The 24,453-nt window shown below is 61.4% G+C and carries 25 protein-coding genes; 14 read left to right on the top strand and 11 right to left on the bottom strand.

What is annotated here, in order from left to right; genetic code table 11:
• Positions 1–4 precede the first annotated feature (4 nt).
• Positions 5–331 carry a DOPA 4,5-dioxygenase family protein gene (locus ACYZUM_RS27090; RefSeq protein WP_108181248.1) on the bottom strand — a complete coding sequence of 109 codons (327 nt, stop codon included), beginning with the start codon at positions 329–331 and terminating at the stop codon, positions 5–7.
• An 83-nt stretch (positions 332–414) separates the two neighbouring features.
• Between ACYZUM_RS27090 and ACYZUM_RS27085 the strand changes: the two genes are divergently transcribed.
• Complete coding sequence (locus ACYZUM_RS27085; protein ID WP_108181247.1) at positions 415–1,080, top strand: NAD(P)-dependent oxidoreductase; 666 nt, start codon at positions 415–417, stop codon at positions 1,078–1,080.
• 61 nt (positions 1,081–1,141) lie between these two features.
• Here ACYZUM_RS27085 and ACYZUM_RS27080 read toward each other — a convergent pair whose 3' ends face one another.
• Complete coding sequence (locus ACYZUM_RS27080; RefSeq protein WP_108181246.1) at positions 1,142–2,092, bottom strand: choline sulfate utilization transcriptional regulator; 951 nt, start codon at positions 2,090–2,092, stop codon at positions 1,142–1,144.
• Positions 2,093–2,206: 114 nt separating this feature from the next.
• On the opposite strand from ACYZUM_RS27080, the gene betC reads away from it, so the two are divergent.
• The 3 genes from betC to ACYZUM_RS27065 all read left to right on the top strand — a co-directional run bounded on the left by betC (position 2,207) and on the right by ACYZUM_RS27065 (position 6,430).
• Complete coding sequence (gene betC / locus ACYZUM_RS27075) at positions 2,207–3,721, top strand: choline-sulfatase (protein WP_108181245.1); 1,515 nt, start codon at positions 2,207–2,209, stop codon at positions 3,719–3,721.
• 15 nt (positions 3,722–3,736) lie between these two features.
• Positions 3,737–4,657, top strand: coding sequence for a choline ABC transporter substrate-binding protein (choX, locus tag ACYZUM_RS27070; protein ID WP_108181244.1), 921 nt, complete (start codon positions 3,737–3,739; stop codon positions 4,655–4,657).
• Between the two features lie 204 nt (positions 4,658–4,861).
• Positions 4,862–6,430 (top strand): SulP family inorganic anion transporter, encoded by a 1,569-nt coding sequence (locus ACYZUM_RS27065; RefSeq protein ID WP_108181243.1) that lies wholly within the window; start codon positions 4,862–4,864, stop codon positions 6,428–6,430.
• A gap of 126 nt (positions 6,431–6,556) precedes the next feature.
• On the opposite strand, the gene aroE is transcribed toward ACYZUM_RS27065, so the two are convergent.
• A complete protein-coding gene (gene aroE, locus ACYZUM_RS27060) occupies positions 6,557–7,378 on the bottom strand; it encodes a shikimate dehydrogenase (protein WP_108181242.1) in 822 nt (273 codons plus the stop codon).
• A gap of 9 nt (positions 7,379–7,387) precedes the next feature.
• On the bottom strand, positions 7,388–8,302 hold the full coding sequence (hemF, locus tag ACYZUM_RS27055; RefSeq protein WP_108181241.1) for an oxygen-dependent coproporphyrinogen oxidase: 915 nt from the start codon (positions 8,300–8,302) through the stop codon (positions 7,388–7,390).
• Between the two features lie 163 nt (positions 8,303–8,465).
• Between hemF and ACYZUM_RS27050 the strand changes: the two genes are divergently transcribed.
• Complete coding sequence (locus ACYZUM_RS27050) at positions 8,466–9,443, top strand: NADPH:quinone reductase (protein WP_108181240.1); 978 nt, start codon at positions 8,466–8,468, stop codon at positions 9,441–9,443.
• A gap of 65 nt (positions 9,444–9,508) precedes the next feature.
• On the opposite strand, the gene ACYZUM_RS27045 is transcribed toward ACYZUM_RS27050, so the two are convergent.
• The 4 genes from ACYZUM_RS27045 to ACYZUM_RS27030 all read right to left on the bottom strand — a co-directional run bounded on the left by ACYZUM_RS27045 (position 9,509) and on the right by ACYZUM_RS27030 (position 13,242).
• On the bottom strand, positions 9,509–10,183 hold the full coding sequence (locus ACYZUM_RS27045) for a hypothetical protein (protein WP_108181239.1): 675 nt from the start codon (positions 10,181–10,183) through the stop codon (positions 9,509–9,511).
• Positions 10,184–10,423: 240 nt separating this feature from the next.
• On the bottom strand, positions 10,424–10,981 hold the full coding sequence (tsaC, locus tag ACYZUM_RS27040) for an L-threonylcarbamoyladenylate synthase type 1 TsaC (protein WP_007962683.1): 558 nt from the start codon (positions 10,979–10,981) through the stop codon (positions 10,424–10,426).
• A 55-nt stretch (positions 10,982–11,036) separates the two neighbouring features.
• Positions 11,037–12,137, bottom strand: coding sequence for a DNA-processing protein DprA (gene dprA, locus ACYZUM_RS27035; RefSeq protein WP_108181238.1), 1,101 nt, complete (start codon positions 12,135–12,137; stop codon positions 11,037–11,039).
• 79 nt (positions 12,138–12,216) lie between these two features.
• Positions 12,217–13,242 (bottom strand): LysM peptidoglycan-binding domain-containing protein, encoded by a 1,026-nt coding sequence (locus ACYZUM_RS27030; protein ID WP_041073622.1) that lies wholly within the window; start codon positions 13,240–13,242, stop codon positions 12,217–12,219.
• Between the two features lie 159 nt (positions 13,243–13,401).
• Here ACYZUM_RS27030 and def point away from each other — a divergent pair, with 159 nt between their 5' ends.
• The 5 genes from def (at position 13,402) to ACYZUM_RS27005 (ending at position 18,113) form a co-directional block, all read left to right on the top strand.
• Positions 13,402–13,908: a peptide deformylase gene (gene def / locus ACYZUM_RS27025; RefSeq protein WP_027610272.1), complete on the top strand. Its 507-nt coding sequence runs from the start codon at positions 13,402–13,404 to the stop codon at positions 13,906–13,908.
• 57 nt (positions 13,909–13,965) lie between these two features.
• Positions 13,966–14,925 (top strand): methionyl-tRNA formyltransferase, encoded by a 960-nt coding sequence (gene fmt, locus ACYZUM_RS27020; protein ID WP_108181237.1) that lies wholly within the window; start codon positions 13,966–13,968, stop codon positions 14,923–14,925.
• Complete coding sequence (gene rsmB, locus ACYZUM_RS27015; protein ID WP_108181236.1) at positions 14,922–16,232, top strand: 16S rRNA (cytosine(967)-C(5))-methyltransferase RsmB; 1,311 nt, start codon at positions 14,922–14,924, stop codon at positions 16,230–16,232. Before fmt ends, rsmB begins: the two co-directional genes overlap by 4 nt.
• Before the next feature lie 22 nt (positions 16,233–16,254).
• Complete coding sequence (gene trkA / locus ACYZUM_RS27010) at positions 16,255–17,631, top strand: Trk system potassium transporter TrkA (protein ID WP_003220233.1); 1,377 nt, start codon at positions 16,255–16,257, stop codon at positions 17,629–17,631.
• A 167-nt stretch (positions 17,632–17,798) separates the two neighbouring features.
• Positions 17,799–18,113, top strand: a complete 315-nt coding sequence (locus ACYZUM_RS27005; RefSeq protein WP_007960748.1) for a tetratricopeptide repeat protein — start codon at positions 17,799–17,801, stop codon at positions 18,111–18,113.
• A 1-nt stretch (position 18,114) separates the two neighbouring features.
• On the opposite strand, the gene ACYZUM_RS27000 is transcribed toward ACYZUM_RS27005, so the two are convergent.
• From ACYZUM_RS27000 to ACYZUM_RS26990, 3 genes are all read right to left on the bottom strand, one after another.
• On the bottom strand, positions 18,115–18,354 hold the full coding sequence (locus ACYZUM_RS27000; RefSeq protein WP_041073615.1) for a PilZ domain-containing protein: 240 nt from the start codon (positions 18,352–18,354) through the stop codon (positions 18,115–18,117).
• Between the two features lie 110 nt (positions 18,355–18,464).
• Positions 18,465–19,352 carry a lysophospholipid acyltransferase gene (locus tag ACYZUM_RS26995; RefSeq protein ID WP_041073613.1) on the bottom strand — a complete coding sequence of 296 codons (888 nt, stop codon included), beginning with the start codon at positions 19,350–19,352 and terminating at the stop codon, positions 18,465–18,467.
• Positions 19,353–19,392: 40 nt separating this feature from the next.
• A complete protein-coding gene (locus ACYZUM_RS26990) occupies positions 19,393–19,950 on the bottom strand; it encodes a DNA-3-methyladenine glycosylase I (RefSeq protein ID WP_108181235.1) in 558 nt (185 codons plus the stop codon).
• A gap of 81 nt (positions 19,951–20,031) precedes the next feature.
• Here ACYZUM_RS26990 and glyQ point away from each other — a divergent pair, with 81 nt between their 5' ends.
• The 4 genes from glyQ to ACYZUM_RS26970 all read left to right on the top strand — a co-directional run bounded on the left by glyQ (position 20,032) and on the right by ACYZUM_RS26970 (position 24,442).
• Positions 20,032–20,985 carry a glycine--tRNA ligase subunit alpha gene (gene glyQ / locus ACYZUM_RS26985; protein WP_003187265.1) on the top strand — a complete coding sequence of 318 codons (954 nt, stop codon included), beginning with the start codon at positions 20,032–20,034 and terminating at the stop codon, positions 20,983–20,985.
• The gene (gene glyS, locus ACYZUM_RS26980; protein WP_108181234.1) at positions 20,982–23,036 is read left to right on the top strand and encodes a glycine--tRNA ligase subunit beta; all 2,055 of its coding nucleotides are present in this window, start codon (positions 20,982–20,984) and stop codon (positions 23,034–23,036) included. The genes glyQ and glyS overlap by 4 nt, the downstream gene beginning before the upstream one ends.
• 4 nt (positions 23,037–23,040) lie before the next feature.
• A complete protein-coding gene (gmhB, locus tag ACYZUM_RS26975) occupies positions 23,041–23,580 on the top strand; it encodes a D-glycero-beta-D-manno-heptose 1,7-bisphosphate 7-phosphatase (RefSeq protein ID WP_177325594.1) in 540 nt (179 codons plus the stop codon).
• Positions 23,581–23,662: 82 nt separating this feature from the next.
• Positions 23,663–24,442 (top strand): lysophospholipid acyltransferase family protein, encoded by a 780-nt coding sequence (locus tag ACYZUM_RS26970; RefSeq protein ID WP_108181233.1) that lies wholly within the window; start codon positions 23,663–23,665, stop codon positions 24,440–24,442.
• The last annotated feature ends 11 nt before the right edge of the window (positions 24,443–24,453 follow it).

Below are 24,453 nucleotides of genomic sequence, written 5' to 3'. Positions count from 1 at the left end.
CTGATCAAAAAACAGACAGGTCCAGTGGTCGCATCGCGCCCATCCAGATTGCGTGCTCGGTGTGATCGAGCAAATCGTCACCGGTGTCGGGGTGAAGGAACACCACCAGGCCCTTGCGATTGAGCGCCAGCCACGGCAATACCTCGCCGATCATCTGCGGGCCGAAGGCCAGCTGGCAGCTCCAGTCAGGGTGCGGGCCGACCGGGCGTTCATGGACGCGGCCCATCTTCAATGGAAACAACTGCGCGGCTTGCTCACACAACGCGCGTGCCTGATCGATGGTATCGGCATCGAAATAGACGTGGGCGTGGTAGCCCTTGATCGCTGGCATTGGAAACCCTCGGAAATCGGTTCGAACCCTGGGCGTTGCCCATATGTCACACGCCATACAAGGGATTATAAAAAGGATCAGCCATGAAAAATGCCGAAACCCCAACGGTGAAAGTGGTGCTCTATGGTGCCATGGCCAGCCTGGGCGGTGCGTTGATGGCTGAGTTGCTGCGACGCCAGCACGAAGTCATCACGATTCTCGACGATTTGAACGTACTCGCGCCACGTCCCGGCCTGCGCACCAAAAGCGGCGATTTGTTCGATGCCGAGCGGGTCAAGCAAAGCGTAGCGGGCAGCTCGGCAGTGATCTGTCTGCTTGATGCACCGGGCTTGCCGTTCAGCAGCGACCATGTGGAACGGTCGGTGGTGCTTGGGCCGGTGGAACAAGTGCTGGCGGTCGATGCGCTGGTCGACGGCCTGCAGGCAGCCAATGTTTCACGGCTGTTTCTGGTGGGGAATTTTGCCGTGCTCGACGAGCCGGAACTGGACGACGGCCTGCAACGCCACGCTGCCGAAGAAATCCGCGAAGCCCTGCAAAGCAGTCCATTGCAGTGGACACTGGTGAACGCGCCTCACGGCGTGGCGGGGCTGACCATCGAGCATTTCAGCCAGGTCGGCGGCAATCTCGAGCCGGGTCTGGCGGAGCCGCTGGAACGGCTGAACCGGGTCGCGGTGGGGATTGCCGATGAGCTGCAGTTGAATCTGCATGTGGGGCAGCATGTGAATTTTGTCGCGACGTCAGATACGTAAAAAGATCGCAGCCTGCGGCAGCTCTTACAGGGAATTGCCGCAGGCTGCGATCTTTTTCTATTCACACCGCAATCGAAGGTAACCCCAATCCAGTCAGAGATTCGGCACTGCTCGCCTGTTCGGCCATCAACCAGTCGACAAACTGCTGAATCAACGCGCCCCGGCGTTTGCGCTGCGGCAGCACCACGTAATAACCCAGGCGCGACAACGTGGTCTCGGCGATCGGCCGACACAGCAAGCCCTGGGTCAGCAAGTTATCCACAAGGTGGCGCCAGCCGATGGCCACGCCTTGGCCGCCAATCGCCGCTTGAATCAACAGCGTGTAGTTGTCGAAGCGCAATTGCCCCGGCGCCGGCGGGGTAGTGATGCCCAGTTCGCGAAACAGCCCGCTCCAGTCAAACCAGTTGCTGCTGTTTTCCCCCCGTAGATGCAGCAGCGGGAACTCCAGCAACGTCTGGGCGGGCAAGGGCAGGGCGCGTTCCTTGAGCAGTTGCGGGCTGCACACCGGGAACACTTCTTCGCTGAATAGCCAATGGCTTTCGCCCTGTTTGAATCGGCCGTCACCAAACAGCACCGCCACGTCGATGTCGGTGCGCAGCATGTTGTGGTTGCGCTCGCTGGTGACCAGGCTGACATCGACGTTCGGGTTGGCTTCGTGGAAGCGGTGCAGGCGCGGCATCAGCCAGTAGGCGGCGAACGCGAAATCGGTGGCGACCTGCAATACCTCGTGTTGTTGCTGCGTACTGATCGCACTCAATCCTGCGTCGATATTCTGCAAACCGAGCTGAACCTGCTCGAACAGGATCGCGCCGCCCTCGGTCAGTTCGATGCCGCGATAGATCCGGTCAAACAGTCGTGCTCCCAGCTGTTCTTCCAGGCGCTTGATCTGCTGGCTGATCGCTGGCTGCGTGGTGCCCAGCTCAACCGCCGCCGCAGTAAAACTGCGATGACGGGCCGCCGCTTCGAAAGCGCGCAACAGGTCGAGAGACAGATTGCCGAGGGCTTCATACATAAGCTGTGCTTATCCTAGTCATTGTCCGGCGCGGGCTTTACCCGACAGAGCATGGACTCCATGCTCGATCGCAGCAATGTCGCATAACTATTCACTATGGAATGCCGCGATCACATGAAGCGCAAGAACATTCTTTTCATCATGGCCGATCAAATGGCCGCGCCAATGTTGCCGATCTACGGCCCGTCGCCGATCAAACTGCCGAATCTTTCGCGCCTTGCCGCTCAGGGCGTGGTGTTCGATGCTGCTTACTGCAACAGCCCGCTGTGCGCGCCGTCGCGTTTCACCCTGGTCAGCGGCCAGCTGCCGAGCAAGATCGGCGCCTACGACAACGCCGCCGACTTCCCCGCCGACATTCCGACCTACGCCCACTACCTGCGCCGCCTCGGCTACCGCACCGCGCTGTCAGGCAAGATGCATTTCTGCGGCCCGGACCAATTGCACGGCTACGAAGAGCGTCTGACCAGCGACATCTACCCGGCCGACTACGGCTGGGCGGTGAACTGGGACGAACCGGACGTGCGCCCGAGCTGGTATCACAATATGTCGTCGGTGTTGCAGGCCGGGCCGTGCGTGCGCACCAATCAGCTCGACTTCGACGAAGAGGTGGTGTTCAAGGCCCAGCAATACCTGTTTGACCACATTCGCGAGGACGGCGACCAACCGTTCTGCCTGACCGTGTCGATGACGCACCCACATGACCCGTACACCATTCCCAAGGCGTTCTGGGATTTGTACGACGATGCAGATATCCCGCTTCCGACGACACCGGATCCACATTCCCTCGATCCACACTCGCAACGCCTGCTCAAGGTCTATGACCTGTGGGACAAGCCACTGCCTGTGGATAAAATCCGCGACGCACGGCGAGCATACTTCGGTGCTTGCAGCTATATCGATGCCAACGTCGGCAAACTCCTGAAAACCCTCGAAGATTGTGGGCTGATGGACGACACCGTCATCGTCTTCTCCGGCGACCATGGCGACATGCTGGGCGAAAAGGGCCTCTGGTACAAAATGCATTGGTTCGAGATGGCCGCTCGCGTGCCCCTGTTGATAAGTGCACCCGGTCAGTTCAAATCGGGCCGTGTCAGCTCTGCCGTCTCCACTGCCGACCTGTTACCGACCTTCGTCGAACTGGCCGGCGGCAGCCTGGAGCCGAATCTGCCGCTGGACGGCCGCTCGCTGCTGACGCACCTGCAAGGGCAGGGCGGGCATGACGAAGTGTTCGGCGAATACATGGCCGAAGGCACGGTCAGCCCGCTGATGATGATCCGCCGTGGCGCGTACAAATTTATCTACAGCGAAAGCGACCCTTGCCTACTCTTCGATGTACACAACGACCCGCGTGAACTCGAAGAACTCAGCCAGTCGCCGCAACATCGCCAACTGTTCGACGATTTTCTCGCCGAAGCGCGGGCCAAATGGGACATGCCGGCCATTCACCGCGAGGTCCTCGCCAGCCAGCGCCGTCGTCGTTTTGTCGCCGATGCCCTGACCATCGGCAAGCTGAAGAGCTGGGATCACCAGCCGCTGGTGGACGCCAGTCAGCAGTACATGCGCAACCACATCGACCTCGACGATCTGGAACGCAAGGCCCGTTATCCACAACCCTGCCAAAACCAATAATGTAAGGGGAAGTCCATGCGCAAGTTATCCACAGCACTGACGATAGGCCTGCTGGCTCTGGGCAGCGCCTCGGCATTTGCCGAGCAAAGCTGCGACACCGTGAAAATGGCCGACCCGGGTTGGAGTGACATCGCCGCGACCAACGCCATCACAGGGTTTCTGCTGGACGGCATGGGCTACAAGGCCAAGGTCGATACCCTCGCGGTGCCGATCACCTTCGGCGGTTTGAAGGACGGCCAGGTGGATGTCTTTCTCGGCAACTGGATGCCGGCGCAGCAGGGTTTCTACGACAAGTTCGTCGCCACCGGAGACGTCACGCAACTGGCGAAGAACCTCGACGGCACCGAATTCACCCTCGCTGTTCCGGATTACGTGTGGGACGCCGGTGTGCATAACTTTGCCGACCTGAACCAATACGCGGACAAATTCGACAAGAAAATCTACGGCATCGGCTCCGGTGCACCCGCGAACATTTCGCTGCAGGAAATCATCAAGAAGAACGACTTCGACCTCGGCCAGTGGAAGCTGATCGAATCCAGCGAACAAGCGATGCTCGCCGAAGTTTCGCGGGCCGTGAAGAAGCAGAAATTCGTCACCTTCCTCGGCTGGACCCCGCACCCGATGAACGTGCAGTTGAAGATGCATTACCTCAAGGGCGGCGAGAAGTATTTCGGCGACACCGGCAGCGTCTACACCCTGACGCGCAAGGGCTACGCCGAGGCTTGCCCGAACGTGGGCAAGTTGCTGACCAACCTGTCCTTCACTCAGGACATGGAGAACAGCATCATGGCCGAGGTGGTGAACAAGAAAGTCAGCAATGCCGATGCGGTAAAGGCATGGATCAAGGCCAATCCGGCGGTGCTGGACAAGTGGCTGGAGGGGGTGAAGACCGTCGATGGCAAGGATGCTTTGCCAGCGGTGAAGGCCAAACTCTGATCCAGTCCAACCCGCTTCTTGTAGTGAGGGGATTTATCCCCGATGGGCCGCAAAGCGGCCCTTAAATCTGAATTCACTGTATGTCAGATCTACCGCGACTAGTGGATTCAGGACTGCTTCGCAGCCCATCGGGGATAAATCCCCTCACCACAATGACCGTACTGTCCTGTTAGGCTTTACCTGAATCCCCAACCGCGAGGACCCATGGCCCTGCCCAGTCGCCACTCACTCTTCCCCTTCCTGACCTGGCTGCCGCGGCAAACCCGCGCCAGCGTCGGCCGGGATCTGGTCGTTGGCCTCAGCGGCGCCATTCTCGCGCTACCACAGTCGATCGCCTACGCGCTGATCGCCGGCCTGCCCCCGGAATACGGCCTCTACGCCGCGATCATCCCGGTGCTGATCGCCTGTCTGTGGGGCTCGTCGTGGCATCTGATTTGCGGCCCAACCGCAGCGATCTCGATTGTGCTGTATGCCAGCGTCAGTCCCTTGGCCGTGCCCGCGTCGCAGGACTACATCACGCTGATTCTGCTGCTGACCTTCCTTGCGGGAATTTTTCAGTGGCTGCTGGGGTTGCTGCGCTTCGGCGCTTTGGTGAATTTTGTCTCGCATTCAGTGGTGCTCGGTTTCACCCTCGGCGCGGCAGTCGTGATTGCCATCGGCCAGTTACCCAATCTGCTGGGGCTGGATCTGCCGGCCAAAGCCACGGCGCTGGCCAGTCTGATGGATTTGTTGAACCACCTCAGGGCTGTGGATAAACCCTCTTTGCTGCTCGGCCTGGCCACCGTGGCGGTTGGCGTGGTGCTGAAACAACTGCTGCCGCGCTGGCCGACGTTGTTGATTACGTTGGTGTTGGCCAGCCTGCTGGTGTGGCTGTGGCCATCAATGTTTGGCCATGTACATCGGGTCAGCGCCTTTGTCGGGCGCTTGCCGCCGTTCAGTGGCTTGCCACTGGATCTGGATCTGATCCTGCGCTTACTGCCGAGCGCCGTGGCGGTGGGCATGCTCGGGCTGGTCACCAGCTTGTCGATTGCCCGTTCGATTGCCGCGCGTTCGCAGCAGTTGCTCGATGCCAATCAGGAAGTCCGCGCGCAAGGTTTATCGAACATTGTCGGGGCGTTCTTTTCCGGATCGTTGTCGGCCGGCTCGTTCACCCGCTCGGGCCTGAGTTACGAAGCGGGTGCCTGCTCGCCGCTGGCCGGGGTGTTTTCGGCGATCTGGGTCGCGCTGTTCGCGATTTTCGGCGCCGGACTGATTTCACACATTCCCATTCCGGCCATGGCCGGGAGCATTCTGCTGATCGCCTGGGGACTGGTGGATCATCGCGGGATCCGCTCATTGCTGCGGGTCAGTCGCGCCGAGTTCGTGGTCATGGCGCTGACCTGCCTTGCCACGCTGCTGCTGGAATTGCAGACGGCAATCTACGCCGGGGTGCTGGCGTCGCTGTTCTTCTACCTCAAACGCACTTCACAACCGCGGGTGCAGCATTGGCGCGAGGGCGAAGAGGACGTGCTGCGGGTCGGTGGCTCGATCTTTTTCGGCGCCAGCCATTACCTGCAAGTGCGCCTGCAACGGCTGCACGGTACGCGGGTGGTGATCGAGGCGCAGCAGATCAACTTCATCGATTATTCGGGGGTGGAGATGCTGCATCAGGAGGCGCGGCGCCTGCTGCGTCAGGATCGCAGCCTGACCCTGCGCCGGGCGCGGCCGCAGGTGGTCGAGGAGTTGCGGAAGCTCGAAGGGCCGGAAAAGTGTCCGATCCGGTTTGAGGACTGACCTGCCGGCCACTTCCAGACCTCTGTGGCGAGGGAGCTTGCTCCCGCTGGCTGCGCAGCAGCCCAAAGCCGGTTGCGGACGCTTCGCACCCGAGCGGGAGCAAGCGCCCTCGCCACAAAGGCTCTGTTATTGCGCCAACTGGCGGCGCAGCTCGGCCAATACCGGCGCTGTATCCGGACGCACCCCGCGCCACAGGAAAAACGCCTCGGCTGCCTGCTCGGCCAGCATCCCCAGACCATCCATCGACACCGCCGCGCCATGCTCGCTGGCCCAACGGCAGAACGCGGTCGGTTCCTTGCCGTACATCATGTCGTAGCACAGGGTCTGGCCCGGCTCGATCAGACTCGCGGCAATCGGCGGCACGTCACCGGTGAGGCTGGCGGAGGTGGCGTTGATGATCACGTCCACCGGCTCCCGCAACCAGTCGAAACCGCTGGCCGATACCGGCCCCAGATCACAGAACAACTCCGCCAGCAGCTCGGCTTTGTCCACCGTACGATTGGCGATAATCACCGACGCCGGTTTTTCCGCCAGCAACGGCTCCAGAGCGCCGCGCACCGCGCCGCCAGCGCCGAGCAGCAGAATGCGCTTGCCGGTCAGGCTGAACCCGGCATTCACCGTCAGGTCACGGACCAGACCGGCGCCGTCGGTGTTGTCGCCCAGCAGCGAACCGTCGGCCAGTTTGCTCAAGGTGTTCACCGCACCAGCGCGTTGTGCACGGGCGGTCAGGCTGTTCGCCAGACGATAGGCCTCTTCCTTGAACGGCACGGTGACGTTGGCGCCACGACCTTCCTGGAAGAACGCCGTGACGCAGGCACTGAAGCCGTCCAGCGGCGCCAGCAGGGTGTTGTAGTCCAGGCGCTGCCCGGTCTGTTCGGCGAACAGTTTGTGAATCATCGGCGACTTGCTGTGGCCGATCGGGTTACCGAAAACGACGTAACGATCCATCAACAGTCCTCAGGCCTGGGCCAGCCAGTCGCGGTCTTGCAGGAAGTAGTCGGTCAGGCGCGCTTCCTCGCTACCGGGCTCGGCCTTGAAGTCATAGGCCCAGCGCACTTGCGGCGGCAGCGACATGAGAATCGACTCGGTACGCCCGCCCGATTGCAGGCCGAACAGCGTGCCACGGTCGTACACCAGGTTGAACTCGACGTAACGGCCACGGCGGAATTCCTGGAATTCACGCTGTTTGGCGCTGAACGCCTCGTGCTTGCGGCGCTGCACGATCGGCAGGTAAGCGTCGATGTAGGCATCACCGATGGCGCGCATGAAGGCGAAACTGGTGTCGAAGTCCCACTCGTTCAGGTCATCGAAAAACAGGCCGCCGATGCCCCGCGGTTCGTGGCGATGCTTGATGTGGAAGTAGGTGTCGCACCACGCCTTGTAACGCGGATAGACGTCCGCCCCGAACGGCGCGCAGGCTTGCTCGGCGACGCGGTGCCAGTGGATGCAGTCTTCTTCGTTGCCATAATACGGGGTCAGGTCGAAGCCGCCGCCGAACCACCAGACGGGTTCTTCACCTTCCTTCTCGGCGATGAAAAAGCGCACGTTAGCGTGGGACGTTGGCACATGTGGATTGTGCGGGTGGATCACCAGCGATACGCCGAGGGCTTCGAAACCGCGACCGGCCAGTTCCGGACGATGGGCGCTGGCCGACGGCGGCAGACCGCTGCCGAACACGTGGGAAAAGTTGACACCACCCTTTTCGATCACCGCACCGTTCTCGATCACGCGGGTACGACCGCCACCACCGGCAGGCCGGGTCCAGGCGTCTTCGACGAAGCGCGTGCCGCCGTCCTCGGTTTCCAGCGCGGCGCAGATGCGGTCTTGCAGGTCGAGCAGATAGGCCTTTACGGCGTCGGTGCGGGTCGTCATGGCTTCACCTTGAATCGGGCATAACTACGCGCACACCCCGCAGGCAGGGGGCGGCGCAAATGGGCGCGTAGCATAACACCGCAGGCAAGCGTGCCGCAGTTGACGAAGATCAAGCAGGGGAGTTGGATAGGGGGCTTACAAACGACCCAAGGAGAGCAGGCAGATGGCAAAGCGTATCCAGTTCCGTGCCCATGGCGGTCCCGAAGTGCTCGAGTATGTTGACTACCAGCCCGCCGCGCCCGGCCCGAATCAGGTGCGGGTGGCCAACAAGGCGATCGGCCTGAACTTCATCGACACCTATTACCGCAGCGGTCTGTATGCCCCGCCAGCCTTGCCGTCCGGCCTGGGCGCGGAAGGTGCCGGCATCGTCGATGCGGTGGGCAGCGACGTCACCCGGTTCAAGGTCGGCGACCGCGTCGCCTACGGCAGCGGCCCGTTGGGTGCCTACAGCGATTTGCACACCCTGCCCGAAGCCAATCTGGTGAAGCTGCCGGACGAGATCAGCTTCGAGACCGCTGCCGGGGTCATGCTCAAGGGCCTGACCGTACAGTATCTGCTGCGCCAGACCTATGAACTCAAGGGCGGCGAAACCATTCTGTTCCACGCTGCTGCCGGGGGTGTCGGTTCGCTGGCCTGTCAATGGGCCAAGGCGCTGGGCGTGAAACTGATCGGTACGGTCAGTTCGAAGGAAAAAGCCGAACTGGCCAAGGCCAACGGCGCCTGGGCGACCATCGATTACAGCCACGAAAACGTGGCAGAGCGGGTGCTGGAGCTGACCGATGGCCAGAAAGTCCCGGTGGTGTACGACGGCGTCGGCAAGGACACCTGGCTGACCTCGCTCGATAGCGTCTCGCCGCGCGGACTGGTGGTGAGTTTCGGCAACGCCTCCGGTGCAGTGGACGGGGTCAATCTGGGGATTCTCGCGGCCAAGGGTTCGCTGTACGTGACCCGGCCAACCCTGGCGACCTACGCCAACAACGCCGAGAACCTGCAGCGCATGGCCGACGAGCTGTTCGAGATGATCATCAGCGGCAAGCTCAAGGTCGACATCAGCCAGCGCTATTCACTGGCTGATGCAGCGAAGGCGCAGACCGAACTGGCGGCGCGACGCACCACCGGCTCGACCATCCTGCTGCCCTGATCCACCTTCGGCGGCTTGCCAGTCAGGGTTGCAACTTCCTGGCTGGCAACACCGTTCGAACGCGTTCAACACCTCGGCAGATGACACTCCAGCGGTTTCTGCACCAAATGGCCAACCGTCGCGTGATCCGGCGGTTGAACCGCCGCGAGGATTTGCCGCCATTCGGCTGACACCACCCAGTAATCGCCGCGTGCGCGCTGTTCGATGTGCAGCGCGTTGGAGGCGATCGGCATCAGCCCGAAACGCTGGTAAAAGCGCAGCTGTTGCGATCTGCACAACGCGGTCACGCCCTTATAGCCGCGTTTGATGGCCCATTCGGTAGCGGCTGCCAACAGACCATTGACCGCGATGGGTAGCTGATTGGGTGTGTAGGAGATCAAGCGGCTGAATTCGACATGGCGCGACAGCGCCGCCGTGGGAGAAACGTGTTGCTGCGCCAGCGATACCCATTCGAACGGTGCCGGAGTCGCCCTCAGTACCGCCAGCAGTTGATCGTGGCGATACAGCAGAAAGTGAGTACTGCGCGACTTTATCGCCAGTCTGGTTTCGAGCATCCGCGCCCGTGAAGTCAGCATGTAATGCTGCAGCCGAAGCCGAAATTGTCGATCGATAAACCGGTCGAACTCCTGAGTATCCGCCCCCGCCTCAAGCATCACGATGCGACACCCGTCATGGTGACTCTTCAACGTCACCTGAAGCGCCCGCAGGTAATCCGTGAGTTGCAAATTCGTAGTGTCCATTCTTTCTCCGCAGACCTTAACTTATCGAAGTGTTTCAAGTGCAGGGAAAGGATGGTTGCTTTTGGCAATTCCGCCACGCCAGAAAGTCTGATAATCAAGTGGGAAATATCAATGAATACGGACACTTGGAGACTTTTCCGACATGGAAAACAGCGTCATTGCAGGATAAATCGCAGGCACGCGTAGTCTTCCTCGCCATCCAGGCGAGGAAGACTCACGGTAAAGGTTTTCAACGCAGGATCAGTCGGGACGAATGACCTTGCCGGTTGCCAGATCGCGGATCACGCTGGGGTTCTTGCGCCCACCCAGTTGGCCGCCGAGGATCAGATCGATCTGCCCACGGAAATACTGCTCGACGCGCAACCGCGTGCGCGCCGCCGGCCGCCCCTGCGGGTTGGCCGAAGTCGAGATCAACGGCCCGACCATCGAGCACAGATCCCGCACCTGCGGATGATCGCTGACCCGCAAAGCCACGGTGTCGTGCACGCCCGTCACCCATTCCGGCAACAGGTTCTGATGCGGCACCAGCCAGGTGTTCGGCCCCGGCCAGGTGCTGGCCATGCGGTCGATCCATTCTTGCGGGAAATCTTCGAACAGGAAGTCGAACTGACGGATATTGTCGGCGACCAGGATCAGGCCCTTGTCCACCGAACGGTTCTTGATCGCCAGCAGTCGATCCACCGCCTCTTCATTCCACGGGTCGCAACCCAGCCCCCAGACGGCTTCGGTTGGATAGGCAATCACCGCCCCGGCGCGAATCTCTCGTGCGGCTTGTTGCACACGCCAACTGTTGACCATGAAAAAACTCTCCGCAAACAGGTTTTGCGCAGTTTACCGATCTTCCCTGTAAAACCTAGCGTGTCCTGGCCAGCCAGCGACCGTTTTCACACACCGCACGGCCGTCCATTTCCAGTTCGGTCAGCGCCGCCAGCACTTTGGGCAACGCCCAGCCACAGCTGTCGGCCAAAGCCTCAGTGGTGTGCGGCGCTGCATGCAGCAAGGCAAGTAACGGGTGTCCGGCCTCCGGCATCTCTGTGGATAAAGGCAGCCGCTGCCAGCCGCGCAGGGCTTCGAGGATGTGTTCGATGGTTTCCACCAGCACCGCACCGTCGCGGATCAACTGGTGACAACCACGCGCGCCGGGGTGGTGAATCGAGCCAGGAATCGCATAGACCTCGCGACCCTGTTCCGCCGCCAGTCGCGCGGTGATCAGCGAACCGCTGGCGACACTGGCCTCGACCACCAGCACGCCCAGGGACAGACCGCTGATGATCCGGTTGCGTCGGGGAAAATTGCTCGCCGTCGGGCCGGCGTCCAGGGGAAACTCTGAAAGCACCGCACTGCCGGAGGCGATCATTGCATCGGCAATGCGTCGATTGCGCTGTGGATAAATTTTTTCCAGTCCCGTGCCAAGCACGCCGACGGTTTGTCCGCCGACGTCCAGCGCCGCTTGATGGGCCGCCGCATCGATACCCAACGCCAAACCACTGGTGATGACAAAACCGGCCCCGGCCAGGCTACGGGAAAACGCTGCGGCGGTGTCCATTCCCGGACGTGAAGCACGTCGACTGCCAACCATCGCCAGTTGCGGTTTTTCCAAAATCAGCGGATCGCCGGCCACAAACAACAGCGGTGGCGGGTCGGGAATCTGCGCCAGCAGCGCCGGGTAATCTGCTTGATCCCACATCAGCACATGCTGCTGCGGCTGCTCTAGCCAGCGCAATGCATGGCTCGCGCCATCGCGCACTTCGCAACTGCGCCGAGCGTCACTGCACGCCGCCGGCAAACCCAGCGCACGCCAGGCACTGCCTGGCGCACTGATGGCTTTTGACGCCGAGCCGAAGGCTTCAAGCAGCTTGGCAAAACGTTTCGGGCCGATTTCCGGCAAGCGGTGCAGGCGCAAACGCGCTTCCAGTTCCGCAGGGGAAATGGAGGTACTGGCAGACAGCATCATGGATCATCCTTGATCGTTATAAGTCCCGAACCATTCGGAACAAGCTGTGGATAACTCTGTTGGTAACTTGTTAAGCCTGCTAAGGATTTCGCACCTTGTCGAGCACCGCCAACGAGCGTGATGCGTTGAGTACGAGGCCGTAACTGAGCTTGTCGTAGGTGCGGAACACCATCAGCAGACCGGCCCGTTCGTCAGGAATTTTCAGCGGCTGGCCGGTGATCCGGTCACGCACGGTTTCCCCGGTTTTCATCACCACCAGCACATTGCCTTCGGCGAGGCCGTCGCGCCTGCCCTTGTTCAGGGTGACCACGTCCATTACGCCGATCTGCGTGACACCACGCGGCACGTCGATGATCAGTCCATTGATGTGGGTGCTCGGGGCGCTGGGCATGAAGGTCGAATTGACCGAGCGCTCTTCGCCGCTGAACAGGCGGTCGCCCAGACGCACCTCCTGAGTGGTGCGTTGCAGGGCGAGGGTGGCGACGTCGCCTTCGGTGGCGACGATTTCACCGCCACCGATATCGTCGGCGTTGATCCCCAGGAACTCCTTGGTCTGCGGGTCGGTATAGACCTTGCCCTGGCGGAAGATGCCGTACACCGGTTGATTCGGGTCGAAATGCCCGCGAGCGAAGATTCGGTCACCGGTGCCGCTCAACACGCGCTCGGCATCGCCGGCGACGATGTACGGCGCCTTGTCGAAGTCCTCGACCTTGTCGACGATGCGGTTGCTCAGCAGAAAGCTGTTGATCGATTTCAGCGGAATGCTCGGAATCGCCTCGGCCACCGGGCTGGTGCGGATGCGTGGCGACAGCTTGATGGTGCCCCGTGACTCGCCGCGCTTGAGCGTCAGTTGCGGCTGGCCGTTGACGTAACTGAGCGTCAGCGTGTCGCCGGGGTAGATCAGGTTGGGGTTTTCAATTTGCGGATTGGCCCGCCACAGCTGTGGCCATTGCCAGGGCTCGCGCAGGTATTTTCCGGAAATGTCCCAGAGGGTGTCTCCCGAAACCACCGTGTATTGCTGTGGAAAACCATCCCTGAGTTGCACTTGCCCTTGCGCTGCCGCGGCCGAAGCCAGAAGCAGCAGGGCGAGTAGTGTTTTCCTCATGCAGCGAATCCCTTTATCATGTGCGTTCGCGTGAACCGTCAGAGCCCCCGTGGCTCGCTACTGCAAATTGCATTAGCTACGCTTCACAACGGTAGCCTGCATCTTCGGACCTGCCAGGCCATCGACCCGACTTTACTCAATACGTGCAGCAATCAGCCTATGGCCATTTTAAACATCCTCGAATTCCCGGACCCGCGTCTGCGTACTATCGCCAAGCCTGTGGCTGTAGTGGACGACGAAGTGCGTCAGTTGGTCGATGACATGTTTGAAACAATGTATGAAGCGCCGGGCATCGGCCTCGCCGCGACCCAGGTCAACGTGCACAAACGTATCGTCGTGATGGACCTTTCCGAAGACCGCACCGAACCCCGGGTGTTCATCAACCCCGAGTTCGAATCGCTGACCGACGAGATGGATCAATACCAGGAAGGCTGCCTGTCGGTGCCGGGTTTCTACGAAAACGTCGACCGCCCGCAGAAGGTCAAAATCAAGGCACTGGACCGCGATGGCCAGCCTTACGAACTGATCGCCGAAGGCCTGCTCGCGGTGTGCATCCAGCACGAGTGCGACCACCTCAATGGCAAGTTGTTCGTCGATTACCTGTCCACGCTCAAACGCGACCGGATCAAGAAGAAACTGGAAAAGCTGCACCGCCAGAACGCTTGATGCCCCTCTTCAAAGGCTTGCTGCGGCAAGCCTTTTTCTTTTTATGAGACTCCTTTCATGACTGAGCCACTGCGCATCGTTTTTGCCGGCACCCCGGAATTCGCCGCCGAACATCTCAAGGCCCTGCTGAACAGCCCTTACGAGATCGTTGCGGTCTACACCCAACCGGATCGTCCGGCCGGTCGTGGGCAAAAACTGATGCCGAGCCCGGTTAAGCAGTTGGCGCAGGAAAATAATATCCAGGTGTTGCAGCCGCCGACCCTGCGCAACGCTGAGGCTCAGGCTGAACTCGCCGCACTGAAGCCGGACTTGATGGTGGTGGTCGCCTACGGCCTGATCCTGCCGCAAGCCGTGCTGGATATTCCGCGCTTGGGCTGCATCAACAGCCACGCTTCGCTGCTGCCACGCTGGCGCGGTGCGGCGCCGATCCAGCGCGCCGTGGAACACGGTGATGCCGAAAGCGGCGTGACCGTGATGCGCATGGAAGCGGGCCTCGACACCGGACCGATGCTGCTCAAGGTCGTGACCCCGATCAGCGCCAACGACACCGGCGGCACGCTGCACGACCGCCTCGCCGAAATGGGTCCGCCCGCCGTGGTCCAGGCAATTGCCGGTCTGGCCGCCGGAACCCTCGAAGGCGAAGTGCAGAACGACGAGCTCGCCACCTACGCCCACAAACTGAACAAAGACGAAGCGCGCCTCGACTGGAGCCGTCCGGCGGTCGAACTGGAGCGTCTGGTGCGTGCTTTCAACCCATGGCCGATCACCCACAGCACCCTCAATGGCGAAGCGCTGAAGGTATTGGCCGCCACGCTGGCTGACGGCAATGGCGCACCGGGTGAAATCCTCAGCGCCAGCAAGGACGGCCTGATCGTCGCCTGCGGTGAGCAGGCACTGTGCCTGACCCGCCTGCAACTGCCCGGCGGCAAGGCGCTGAACTTCGCCGATCTGTTCAACAGCCGCCGCGAGAAATTTGCCGTCGGCACTGTGTTGGGTGCAGCGGTGGACGCGCAATGAACCCGCGTCTGGCCGCCGCCAAGGCACTCGCCGCCGTGCTCAGTGGCAAGGCATCGCTGAACAGCTCCCTGCCGACGCAACTGGATAAGGTCGAAGACCGTGATCGCGGTTTCACCCAGGATCTGGCGTTCGGCACCGCGCGCTGGCAGCCACGGCTGTCGGCACTGGCGGAAAAACTTTTGCAGAAACCGTTCAAGGCTGCCGACGCCGATGTCGAGGCGTTGCTGCTGGTCGGTCTCTATCAACTGCTCTACACCCGCGTGCCGCCGCACGCGGCCATCGGCGAAACCGTCGGTTGCGCCGACAAGCTGAAAAAGCCGTGGGCCAAGGGGTTGCTCAATGCCGTGCTGCGCAACGCCCAGCGCGAAAGCGAGACGATTTTCGCCGAGCTTGAGCGCGATCCGGTGGTGCGCACCGCCCACCCGCGCTGGCTGCAAAAATCCCTGAAAGCCTTCTGGCCTGAGCAGTGGGAAGCGATCTGCGCGGCGAATAACGCGCATCCACCGATGATCCTGCGGGTCAACCGCCGGCATCACAGCCGCGACGCCTACCTCGGCTTGCTGACTGAAGCGGGTATCGTTGCGGCGCCATGCGTTTACAGCCGCGACGGCATCGTCCTCGAAGCCGCCACCGACGTGCGCAGCCTGCCGGGTTTTGCCGAAGGCTGGATCAGCGTGCAGGACGAAGCGGCGCAATTGGCCGCCGATCTGCTCGATCTCGCCCCCGGCCAGCGCGTACTCGACGCTTGCTGCGCTCCGGGTGGCAAGACCTGCCACATCCTCGAAGCCGAATCGGCGCTGGCCGGCGTGGTGGCCGTGGATCTGGAAGCCAAGCGTCTGGTGCGCGTAAAGGAGAACCTTGAGCGGCTGGGCCTGAGCGCCGAGCTGATTGCCGCCGACGGTCGCGACACCGCCGCGTGGTGGGACGGCAAACCGTTCCAGCGCATCCTGCTCGACGCGCCATGCTCGGCCACCGGGGTGATCCGCCGCCACCCGGACATCAAGCTGACCCGTCAGCCGGAAGACATCGTTGCCCTCGCGCAGCTGCAAGGCGAGCTGCTCGACGCCCTGTGGAAAACCCTCGAAGTCGGCGGCATGCTGCTCTACGCCACTTGCTCGACCTTGCCAACCGAGAACACCGACGTCATCGCCGCGTTTCTCGAGCGCACGCCGGGTGCCCGCGAACTGGATCTGGCGACCACCGCCGGGATCAAACAGCCCCACGGTCGCCAATTGCTGGCCCAGCAGGGCGGGCATGACGGGTTCTACTACGCCAAGCTGATCAAGATCGCTGCCGCGCGCGGCTAAACGGATTCAACGGAGTGACTGGATGAAAATCATCATCCTCGGCGCGGGGCAGGTCGGCGGTTCGCTGGCCGAACACCTGGCGAGCGAAGCCAACGACATCACCGTGGTCGATACCGACGGCGAACGCCTGCGCGACCTCGGCGACCGTCTCGACATCCGCACCATTCAGGGCCGCGGCTCGCTGCCGTCGGTATTGCGTCAGGCCGGCGCCGACGATGCCGATATGCTCGTGGCGGTGACCAACAGCGACGAAACCAACATGGTCGCCTGCCAGGTCGCGCACACGCTGTTCCACACCCCGACCAAGATCGCCCGGGTGCGCGAAGCGTCCTACCTCAATCGCGAAGAACAGCTGTTCCAGAATGAAGCGATTCCGGTCGACGTGCTGATCAGCCCCGAGCAAGTGGTGACCAACTACATCAAGCGCCTGATCCAGCATCCGGGCGCGCTGCAAGTGATCGATTTCGCCGAAGGCCAGGCGCAACTGGTGGCGGTGCGCGCCTATTACGGCGGACCGCTGGTGGGCCAGCAACTGCGCCAGTTGCGCGAGCACATGCCGAATGTCGAGACGCGTGTCGCGGCTATTTTCCGCCGTGACCGACCGATCCTGCCTCAGGGCGATACGGTGATCGAGGCCGATGACGAAGTTTTCTTCATCGCCGCCCGTGAGAATATTCGCGCGGTGATGAGCGAAATGCGCCGTCTCGACGAAACCTACAAGCGCATCGTGATTGCCGGTGGCGGGCAGATCGGCGAGCGTCTGGCCGAGGCCATCGAAAGCCGCTACCAAGTGAAGATCATCGAGATGAACCCGGCACGCTGCCGCTATCTCTCCGACACCCTCGACAGCACCGTGGTGCTGCAGGGCAGTGCGTCGGACCGTGATCTGCTGCTGGAGGAGAACATTGCAGACGCCGACATCTTCCTGGCGCTGACCAACGATGACGAAGCCAACATCATGTCGTCGCTGCTGGCCAAACGGCTGGGGGCGAAGAAGGTGATGACGATCATCAACAACCCGGCGTACGTCGACCTGATTCAGGGGGGCGACATCGACATCGCCATCAGTCCGCAACTGGCGACCATCGGCACTTTGCTCGCTCACGTACGGCGTGGCGATATCGTCAGCGTGCACTCACTGCGTCGGGGTGCGGCGGAAGCCATCGAGGCGATTGCCCACGGCGATGCGAAGTCGAGCAAGGTCATCGGCCGGCCGATCGAGAAAATCGGCCTGCCGCCGGGCAGCACAATCGGTGCGATCATCCGCAACGAAGAAGTGATCATCGCCCACGACGATACGGTGATCGAAACGGGTGACCATGTGATTCTGTTCCTTGTGGATAAAAAGCATATCCGCGATGTGGAGAAGCTGTTTCATGTGGGTCTGAGCTTCTTCTGATCCTGAATGAGCGGTGCCTTCATTGGCCCCATCGCTGGCAAGCCAGCTCCCACGGGTTTTTCGGTTGTTCACAAATGTGATGTGCACCCGAGATCCTTGTGGGAGCTGGCTTGCCAGCGATGGCGGCACCGCAGATCTTTCTGAAGCACTAGAAAAGGACTCCACCCATGCTCGAATCCCTGGAAAAAATGCTCGCCAAGGGTGTGGATAACTCATTGCTGCGCTTCGGCCTGGGCAAGGGTTATCTGGATCTGGGGGAGAACGCCAAGGCTGCCGAACATTTTCAGCGCTGCGTCGGCTTCGATCCGAAGTACTCGGCGGCGTGGAAGCTATTGGGCAAGGCTCAGCTCGCACTGGGCGAGCACGCCGCCGCGCGGCAGGCGTGGGAGCAAGGTCTGGAAGCCGCCCGCGCCCATGGCGACAAGCAGGCGGAGAAGGAAATGACCGTGTTTCTGAAGAAGCTCGACCGCCAGGCGCAATAAGCTAGAGATAGCGCAGGCCGATGCCCTCGGCATCCACCGTGACCACTTCCATTCGCACCCGTGGCGCGCCGGTGGGTAAACCCTGCACCTGACCATAAACCACCGCGCCTTTGGGCAACGAAGCCAGGCCTGGATGCTGGACATACACGCCGGTGGCCGACAGATTGCGCGTCTGCCCCAGGCACTCACCGAAGCTGTCGTGGGTGATCTTGATGCGGAAGGATTTGCGTTGTTCGGACATCTTTATGCGCCCTTGTATGAACGAGGCTGTGGATAAGCCGCAGAAGCTGGATCAAAAGATCGCAGCCTGCGGCAGCTCCTGCAGGTTATCCACAGAGTGTGCCAACTTGCTCAGTACCAGCGCGCTTCGCCCGGCGGGCGTTTCTTGAAGCGCTTCATGCTCCACATGTACTGGCTCGGATACGCCGCGACATAGCGCTCGACCACTTTGCTCATGGCCGCACAGGACTCCTCGGTATCGGTGCTGTACATGGCTTCGGGCGCCGCCTCGAGGATCACTTTGTAGCCGGAACCGTCCGGCAGACGCAGGGCATGCAGGAACACGCCGACCGCTTTGCCGCCGGCGAGCATGTTCGGCACGAATTTGCTGGTCAGCGCCTGGGTGGCGAAGAACGGCACGAAAATCCCGGCGGACTCGGCCGGTTCCGGGTCAGCCGGAATGCCCACTGCACCACCTTTGCGCACTTCCTTGATCACGCTGAGGATGCCTTCCTTGGTGGAAGCAGCGACTTTGTTGCCCAGTTGCACGCGTTGCTTGCGCAGCAATTCATCCACCGCCTTGAGCTTTGGCGGGCGGTAGAAAATGATCGGTTTGCACTGGCTGCAATAGAAGTGGTTGAGCACTTCCCAGTTGCCCAGATGGCTGGTGATGCCGACCACGCCTTTGCCCGAGGCCAGCGCCTCCTTGAGGATGTCGAGGCCCTCAACTTCGCGCACCAGATCGATCGAACGCTGAGCCGGCCAGATCCAGGCGCAGGCGCTTTCGGTCAGGGATTTGCCGATGTCTTTCAGGCTCTGGCCGACCAGGCGCTCGCGCTCGGCCGGGTCCATCTGTGGAAAACATTTGGAAAGGTTGATCCGCACCACGTCGCGGGAACGGTTGGGGGTTTTCCACATGATCCAGCCGATCGCCGAACCCACGGCCTGCACGGCCCGCCATGGCAGCAGGGCAAACAGCCGCAGAGCGCCTACCAGCAAGGCGCCTTTAAACTTTTCCACAGGTCACTCCTGATTTTGTGCTGTGCGCGAGGCGGCCATTCTAACCGCCGTTGACCAGCTGCGCGTAGCGGTCACAGTCCTGAGTGTGATCCATGACCATGCCCGAAGCCTGCATCAGTGCGTAGCAAATGGTTGGGCCAACGAAGGTGAAGCCGGCCTTTTTCAGGGCCTTGCTCATGGCCAGCGCTTCGGGCGTGATCGCCGGGACTTCGCTGCGATCCTTGAAATGATTGATGATCGGGCGGTCGCCGACAAACGACCAGAGAAAGGCCACCGGGTCTTCCAGCGCCAGCCAGGCCTGGGCATTGCGCCGGGCGGCATTGAGTTTGAGGCGGTTGCGGATGATCCCCGGATCGAGCATCAATTCAGCGATTTCGGCGTCGCTCATCTGCGCCACACGCTGCACGTCGAAGCCGTACAACACCTCGCGGTAGCGCTCGCGTTTGCGCAGTACGGTGATCCACGACAGGCCAGCCTGGAACCCTTCGAGCAAAAGCAACTCGAACAAACCCTGCGCATCGCGTAGCGGCGTGCCCCACTCCTGATCGTGATAAGCCATGTACAGTGGATCTTCGGTACACCAAAAGCAGCGTGGCATAAGGCTCCAGGGGGTGGAGGTGCGACTGAATCGGGTATACTCCCGCTCTTTAAATCGCAGCCCAAGAAACAGGTGAATTTCGTGAGCCAGCCTACGCCAGCCGTGCGTACCTTCCAAGACTTGATCCTCGCGCTCCAGCAATACTGGGCCGAGCAAGGTTGTGTGGTACTTCAGCCCTACGATATGGAAGTAGGCGCCGGCACTTTCCACACCGCGACCTTCCTGCGCGCCATCGGCCCGGAAACCTGGAACGCCGCGTACGTGCAGCCAAGCCGCCGTCCGACTGACGGCCGCTACGGGGAAAACCCGAACCGTCTGCAGCACTACTATCAGTTCCAGGTGGTCCTGAAGCCGAACCCGGACAATTTCCAGGAACTGTACCTGGGCTCGCTCAAGCATGTCGGCCTGGACCCGCTGGTCCACGACATTCGCTTCGTCGAAGACAACTGGGAATCGCCGACCCTCGGCGCCTGGGGTCTGGGCTGGGAAGTCTGGCTCAACGGCATGGAAGTGACTCAGTTCACTTACTTCCAGCAGGCTGGCGGCATCGAGTGCTACCCGGTGACCGGCGAGATCACTTACGGTCTGGAACGTCTGGCCATGTACCTGCAGGGCGTGGATTCGGTCTACGACCTGGTCTGGGCTGACGGTCCGTTCGGCAAAGTGACCTACGGCGACGTGTTCCACCAGAACGAAGTGGAGCAGTCCACCTACAACTTCGAACACGCCAACGTCGACAAACTGTTCGAACTGTTCGACTTCTATGAAAGCGAAGCCAAGCGCCTGATCGAACTCGACCAGCCGCTGCCGTTGCCAAGCTACGAAATGGTCCTGAAGGCCTCGCACACCTTCAACCTGCTGGATGCGCGCCGGGCGATCTCGGTGACCGCGCGTCAGCAATATATTCTGCGCGTTCGCACCCTGGCGCGTTCCGTTGCGCAAGCCTACCTGCTGGCGCGCGCCAAGCTGGGCTTCCCGATGGCGACCCCGGACCTGCGTGACGAAGTACTGGCCAAGCTGGAGGCTGCACAATGAGTGCTCAAGATTTTCTGGTTGAACTGGGCACCGAAGAACTGCCGCCAAAAGCCCTGAACACCCTGGCTGAAGCGTTCCTCGCCGGTATCGACAAGGGCCTGCAAGCTGCCGGCCTGAGCTACGAAAGCAAAACCGTCTACGCCGCGCCGCGTCGCCTGGCCGTGCTGATCACGGCACTGGCCACCCAGCAGCCGGATCGCAGCATCAACCTCGACGGCCCGCCACGTCAGGCCGCTTTCGACGCTGAAGGCAACCCGACTCAGGCCGCCCTGGGCTTCGCCAAGAAGTGCGGCGTCGAGCTGAGCGAAATCGACCAGAGCGGTCCGAAACTGCGCTACAGCCAGAACATCGCCGGCAAGCCGACCGCGAGCCTGCTGCCGACCATCGTCGAAGATTCGCTGAACGACCTGCCGATCCCGAAACGCATGCGTTGGGGAGCGCGCAAGGAAGAGTTCGTGCGTCCGACCCAGTGGCTGGTGATGCTGCTCGGTGACCAGGTCATCGACTGCACCATCCTTGCGCAGAAAGCGGGCCGCGACTCCCGTGGTCACCGTTTCCACCATCCACAAAACGTGCGCATCGGTTCGCCGTCGAGCTACCTGGCCGACCTGCGTGCTGCTTATGTATTGGCCGACGCCAACGAGCGTCGCGAGATCATCAGCAAGCGTACCGAAGAACTGGCGACCCGTCAGGAAGGCACGGCAATCGTGCCGCCGGCGCTGCTCGACGAAGTGACCGCGCTGGTTGAATGGCCGGTGCCGCTGGTGTGCTCGTTCGAGGAACGTTTCCTCGACGTGCCGCAGGAAGCACTGATCACCACCATGCAGGACAACCAGAAGTACTTCTGCCTGCTGGATGCCGAGGGCAAGTTGCTGCCGCGTTTCATCACCGTGGCGAACATCGAATCCAAAGACCCGCAGCAGATCATCGCCGGTAACGAGAAAGTGGTGCGCCCACGTCTGACCGACGCCGAGTTCTTCTTCAAGCAAGACAAGAAGCAGAAACTCGAAGATTTCAACCTGCGCCTGCAGAACGTGGTGTTCCAGGAAAAACTCGGCAGCGTCTACGACAAGGCCGAGCGCGTTTCGAAACTGGCGGCATACATTGCCGCGCGCATCGGCGGCAACGCTTCGTGGGCGGCCCGTGCCGGCCTGCTGTCGAAGTGCGACCTGGCCACCGAAATGGTCGGCGAGTTCCCGGAGATGCAAGGTGTCGCCGGTTACTACTACGCGCTCAATGACGGCGAGCCGGAAGACGTCGCACTGGCGCTGAACGAGCAGTACATGCCACGCGGTGCCGGTGCTGAACTGCCGGCGACCCTGACCGGTGCGGCAGTGGCCATCGCCGACAAGCTAGACACCCTGGTCGGCATCTTCGGCATCGGCATGTTGCCGACCGGCAGCAAAGACCCGTATGCCCTGCGCCGTGCGGCGCTGGGTGTGCTGCGCATCCTGATCGAGAAACAACTGGATCTGGACTTGAACGACGCCGTGGCCTTCGCCGTGACTGCGTTCGGCGCCAAGGTCAAGGCTGCCGGCCTGGCCGATTCGGTGCTGGAGTTCATCTTCGACCGTCTGCGGGCGCGTTATGAAGACGAAGGCGTCGATGTCGCCACTTACCTGTCGGTCCGTGCCCTGAAGCCAGGTTCGGCGCTGGACTTCGACCAGCGTGTGCAAGCGGTTCAGGCCTTCCGCAAACTGCCGGAAGCGGCAGCGCTGGCGGCGGTCAACAAGCGTGTATCGAACCTGTTGAGCAAGGTTGAAGGCTCGGTGCCGACCGTGGTCGAGGCCAAATACTTCGACAACGCCAACGAGTTCTCGCTGTATTCGGCGATCCAGCAAGCGGATCAGGCAGTGCAGCCAATGGCCGCAGCGCGTCAGTACAACGAATCGCTGGCGCGTCTGGCGGCATTGCGCGAGCCGGTGGATGCGTTCTTCGATGCCGTCATGGTCAATGCCGAAGACGCCAAGGTCCGGGCCAACCGCTACGCGCTGCTGGCGCGTCTGCGTGGCCTGTTCCTCGGGGTTGCCGACATTTCGCTGCTGGGTTGAGGGACTGCTGTTGAAACTGCTGATTCTCGATCGGGACGGAGTGATCAATTACGACTCCGACGCTTACATCAAGTCGGTGGAGGAGTGGATTCCACTGCCCGGCTCGATCGAGGCGATTGCGCAGTTGAGCAAGGCCGGCTGGACGGTGGCGGTGGCCACCAACCAGTCGGGCATTGCTCGCGGCTATTACGACCTTGCCACCCTCGACGCCATGCACGCGCGCCTGCGCACGCTCGTGGCAGAGCAGGGCGGTGAAGTCGGGCTGATCGTGTACTGCCCGCATGGTCCGGACGAGGGTTGCGATTGCCGCAAGCCGAAGCCGGGGATGTTGCAAACCATCGCGGCGCATTACAACGTGGCGCTGACGAATGTCTGGTTCGTCGGCGACAGCCTTGGTGACCTGGAGGCCGCCAAAGCCGTCGATTCACAGCCCGTTTTGGTAAAGACCGGGAAAGGCGAAAAAACTCTGGGCAAGACCCTTCCGGTCGGCACCCTGATTTTTGACGATCTGGCGGCGATTGCCGCAGAACTTATCCACAACTAGAGTGCTTCTGAAGTTCCTGACCAGGGATTGATCGGGAGTGCGCTTGAACAGTCGGGCATCGCCCGTAACGGTAAACGTCGCCATGTCGATACTGCAGGCCATCAGAATTTTTCTCTTTTACCTGCTGCTGGGCACCACTGCCTTGCTGTGGTGCAGCCTGAGCTTTTTTATCGCGCCCTTTCTGCCGTTCAAGGCGCGTTATCGTTTTATCAACGTGTACTGGTGCCGTTGCGCCTTGTGGTTGACCAAGGTGTTTCTCGGCATTCGTTACGAGATCAAAGGTGCGGAAAACGTGCCGGATCGGCCCTGCGTGATTCAGTCGAACCACCAGAGCACCTGGGAGACGTTCTTTCTCTCCGCTTATTTCTCGCCCTTGAGCCAGGTGCTCAAGCGTGAATTGCTGTACGTGCCGTTCTTCGGCTGGGCCATGGCCATGCTGCGGCCGATCGCGATTGACCGCGACAACCCGAAAGCCGCACTCAAGCAAGTCGCAGCCAAAGGCGATGAGCTGCTCAAGGACAACGTCTGGGTATTGATCTTTCCGGAAGGCACCCGCGTTCCCCACGGCACTATTGGCAAGTTCTCGCGCAGTGGCAGCGCCTTGGCGGTGAATGCGGCGCTTCCGGTCCTGCCGATTGCACACAATGCCGGCAAGTTCTGGCCAAAAATCGGCTGGGGCAAGACGCCGGGTGTGATCACCGTGGTCATCGGTCAGCCGATGTACGCCGAAGGCACTGGACCTCGCGCCATTGCCGATCTGAACGACCGGGTACAGGCCTGGAATGAACAGACTCAGCGCGAAATGGGTTCGCTGCCACCGGCGCCGCAGGCACCTGCCGCGAATGATCAGGTAGCTGTCTGAAATTTGTGGAT

This window comes from Pseudomonas sp. m6p (assembly GCF_055760375.1).
The sequence above is the reverse complement of the archived record's forward strand: the minus strand, read 5'-3'. Positions and strand labels throughout refer to the sequence as shown.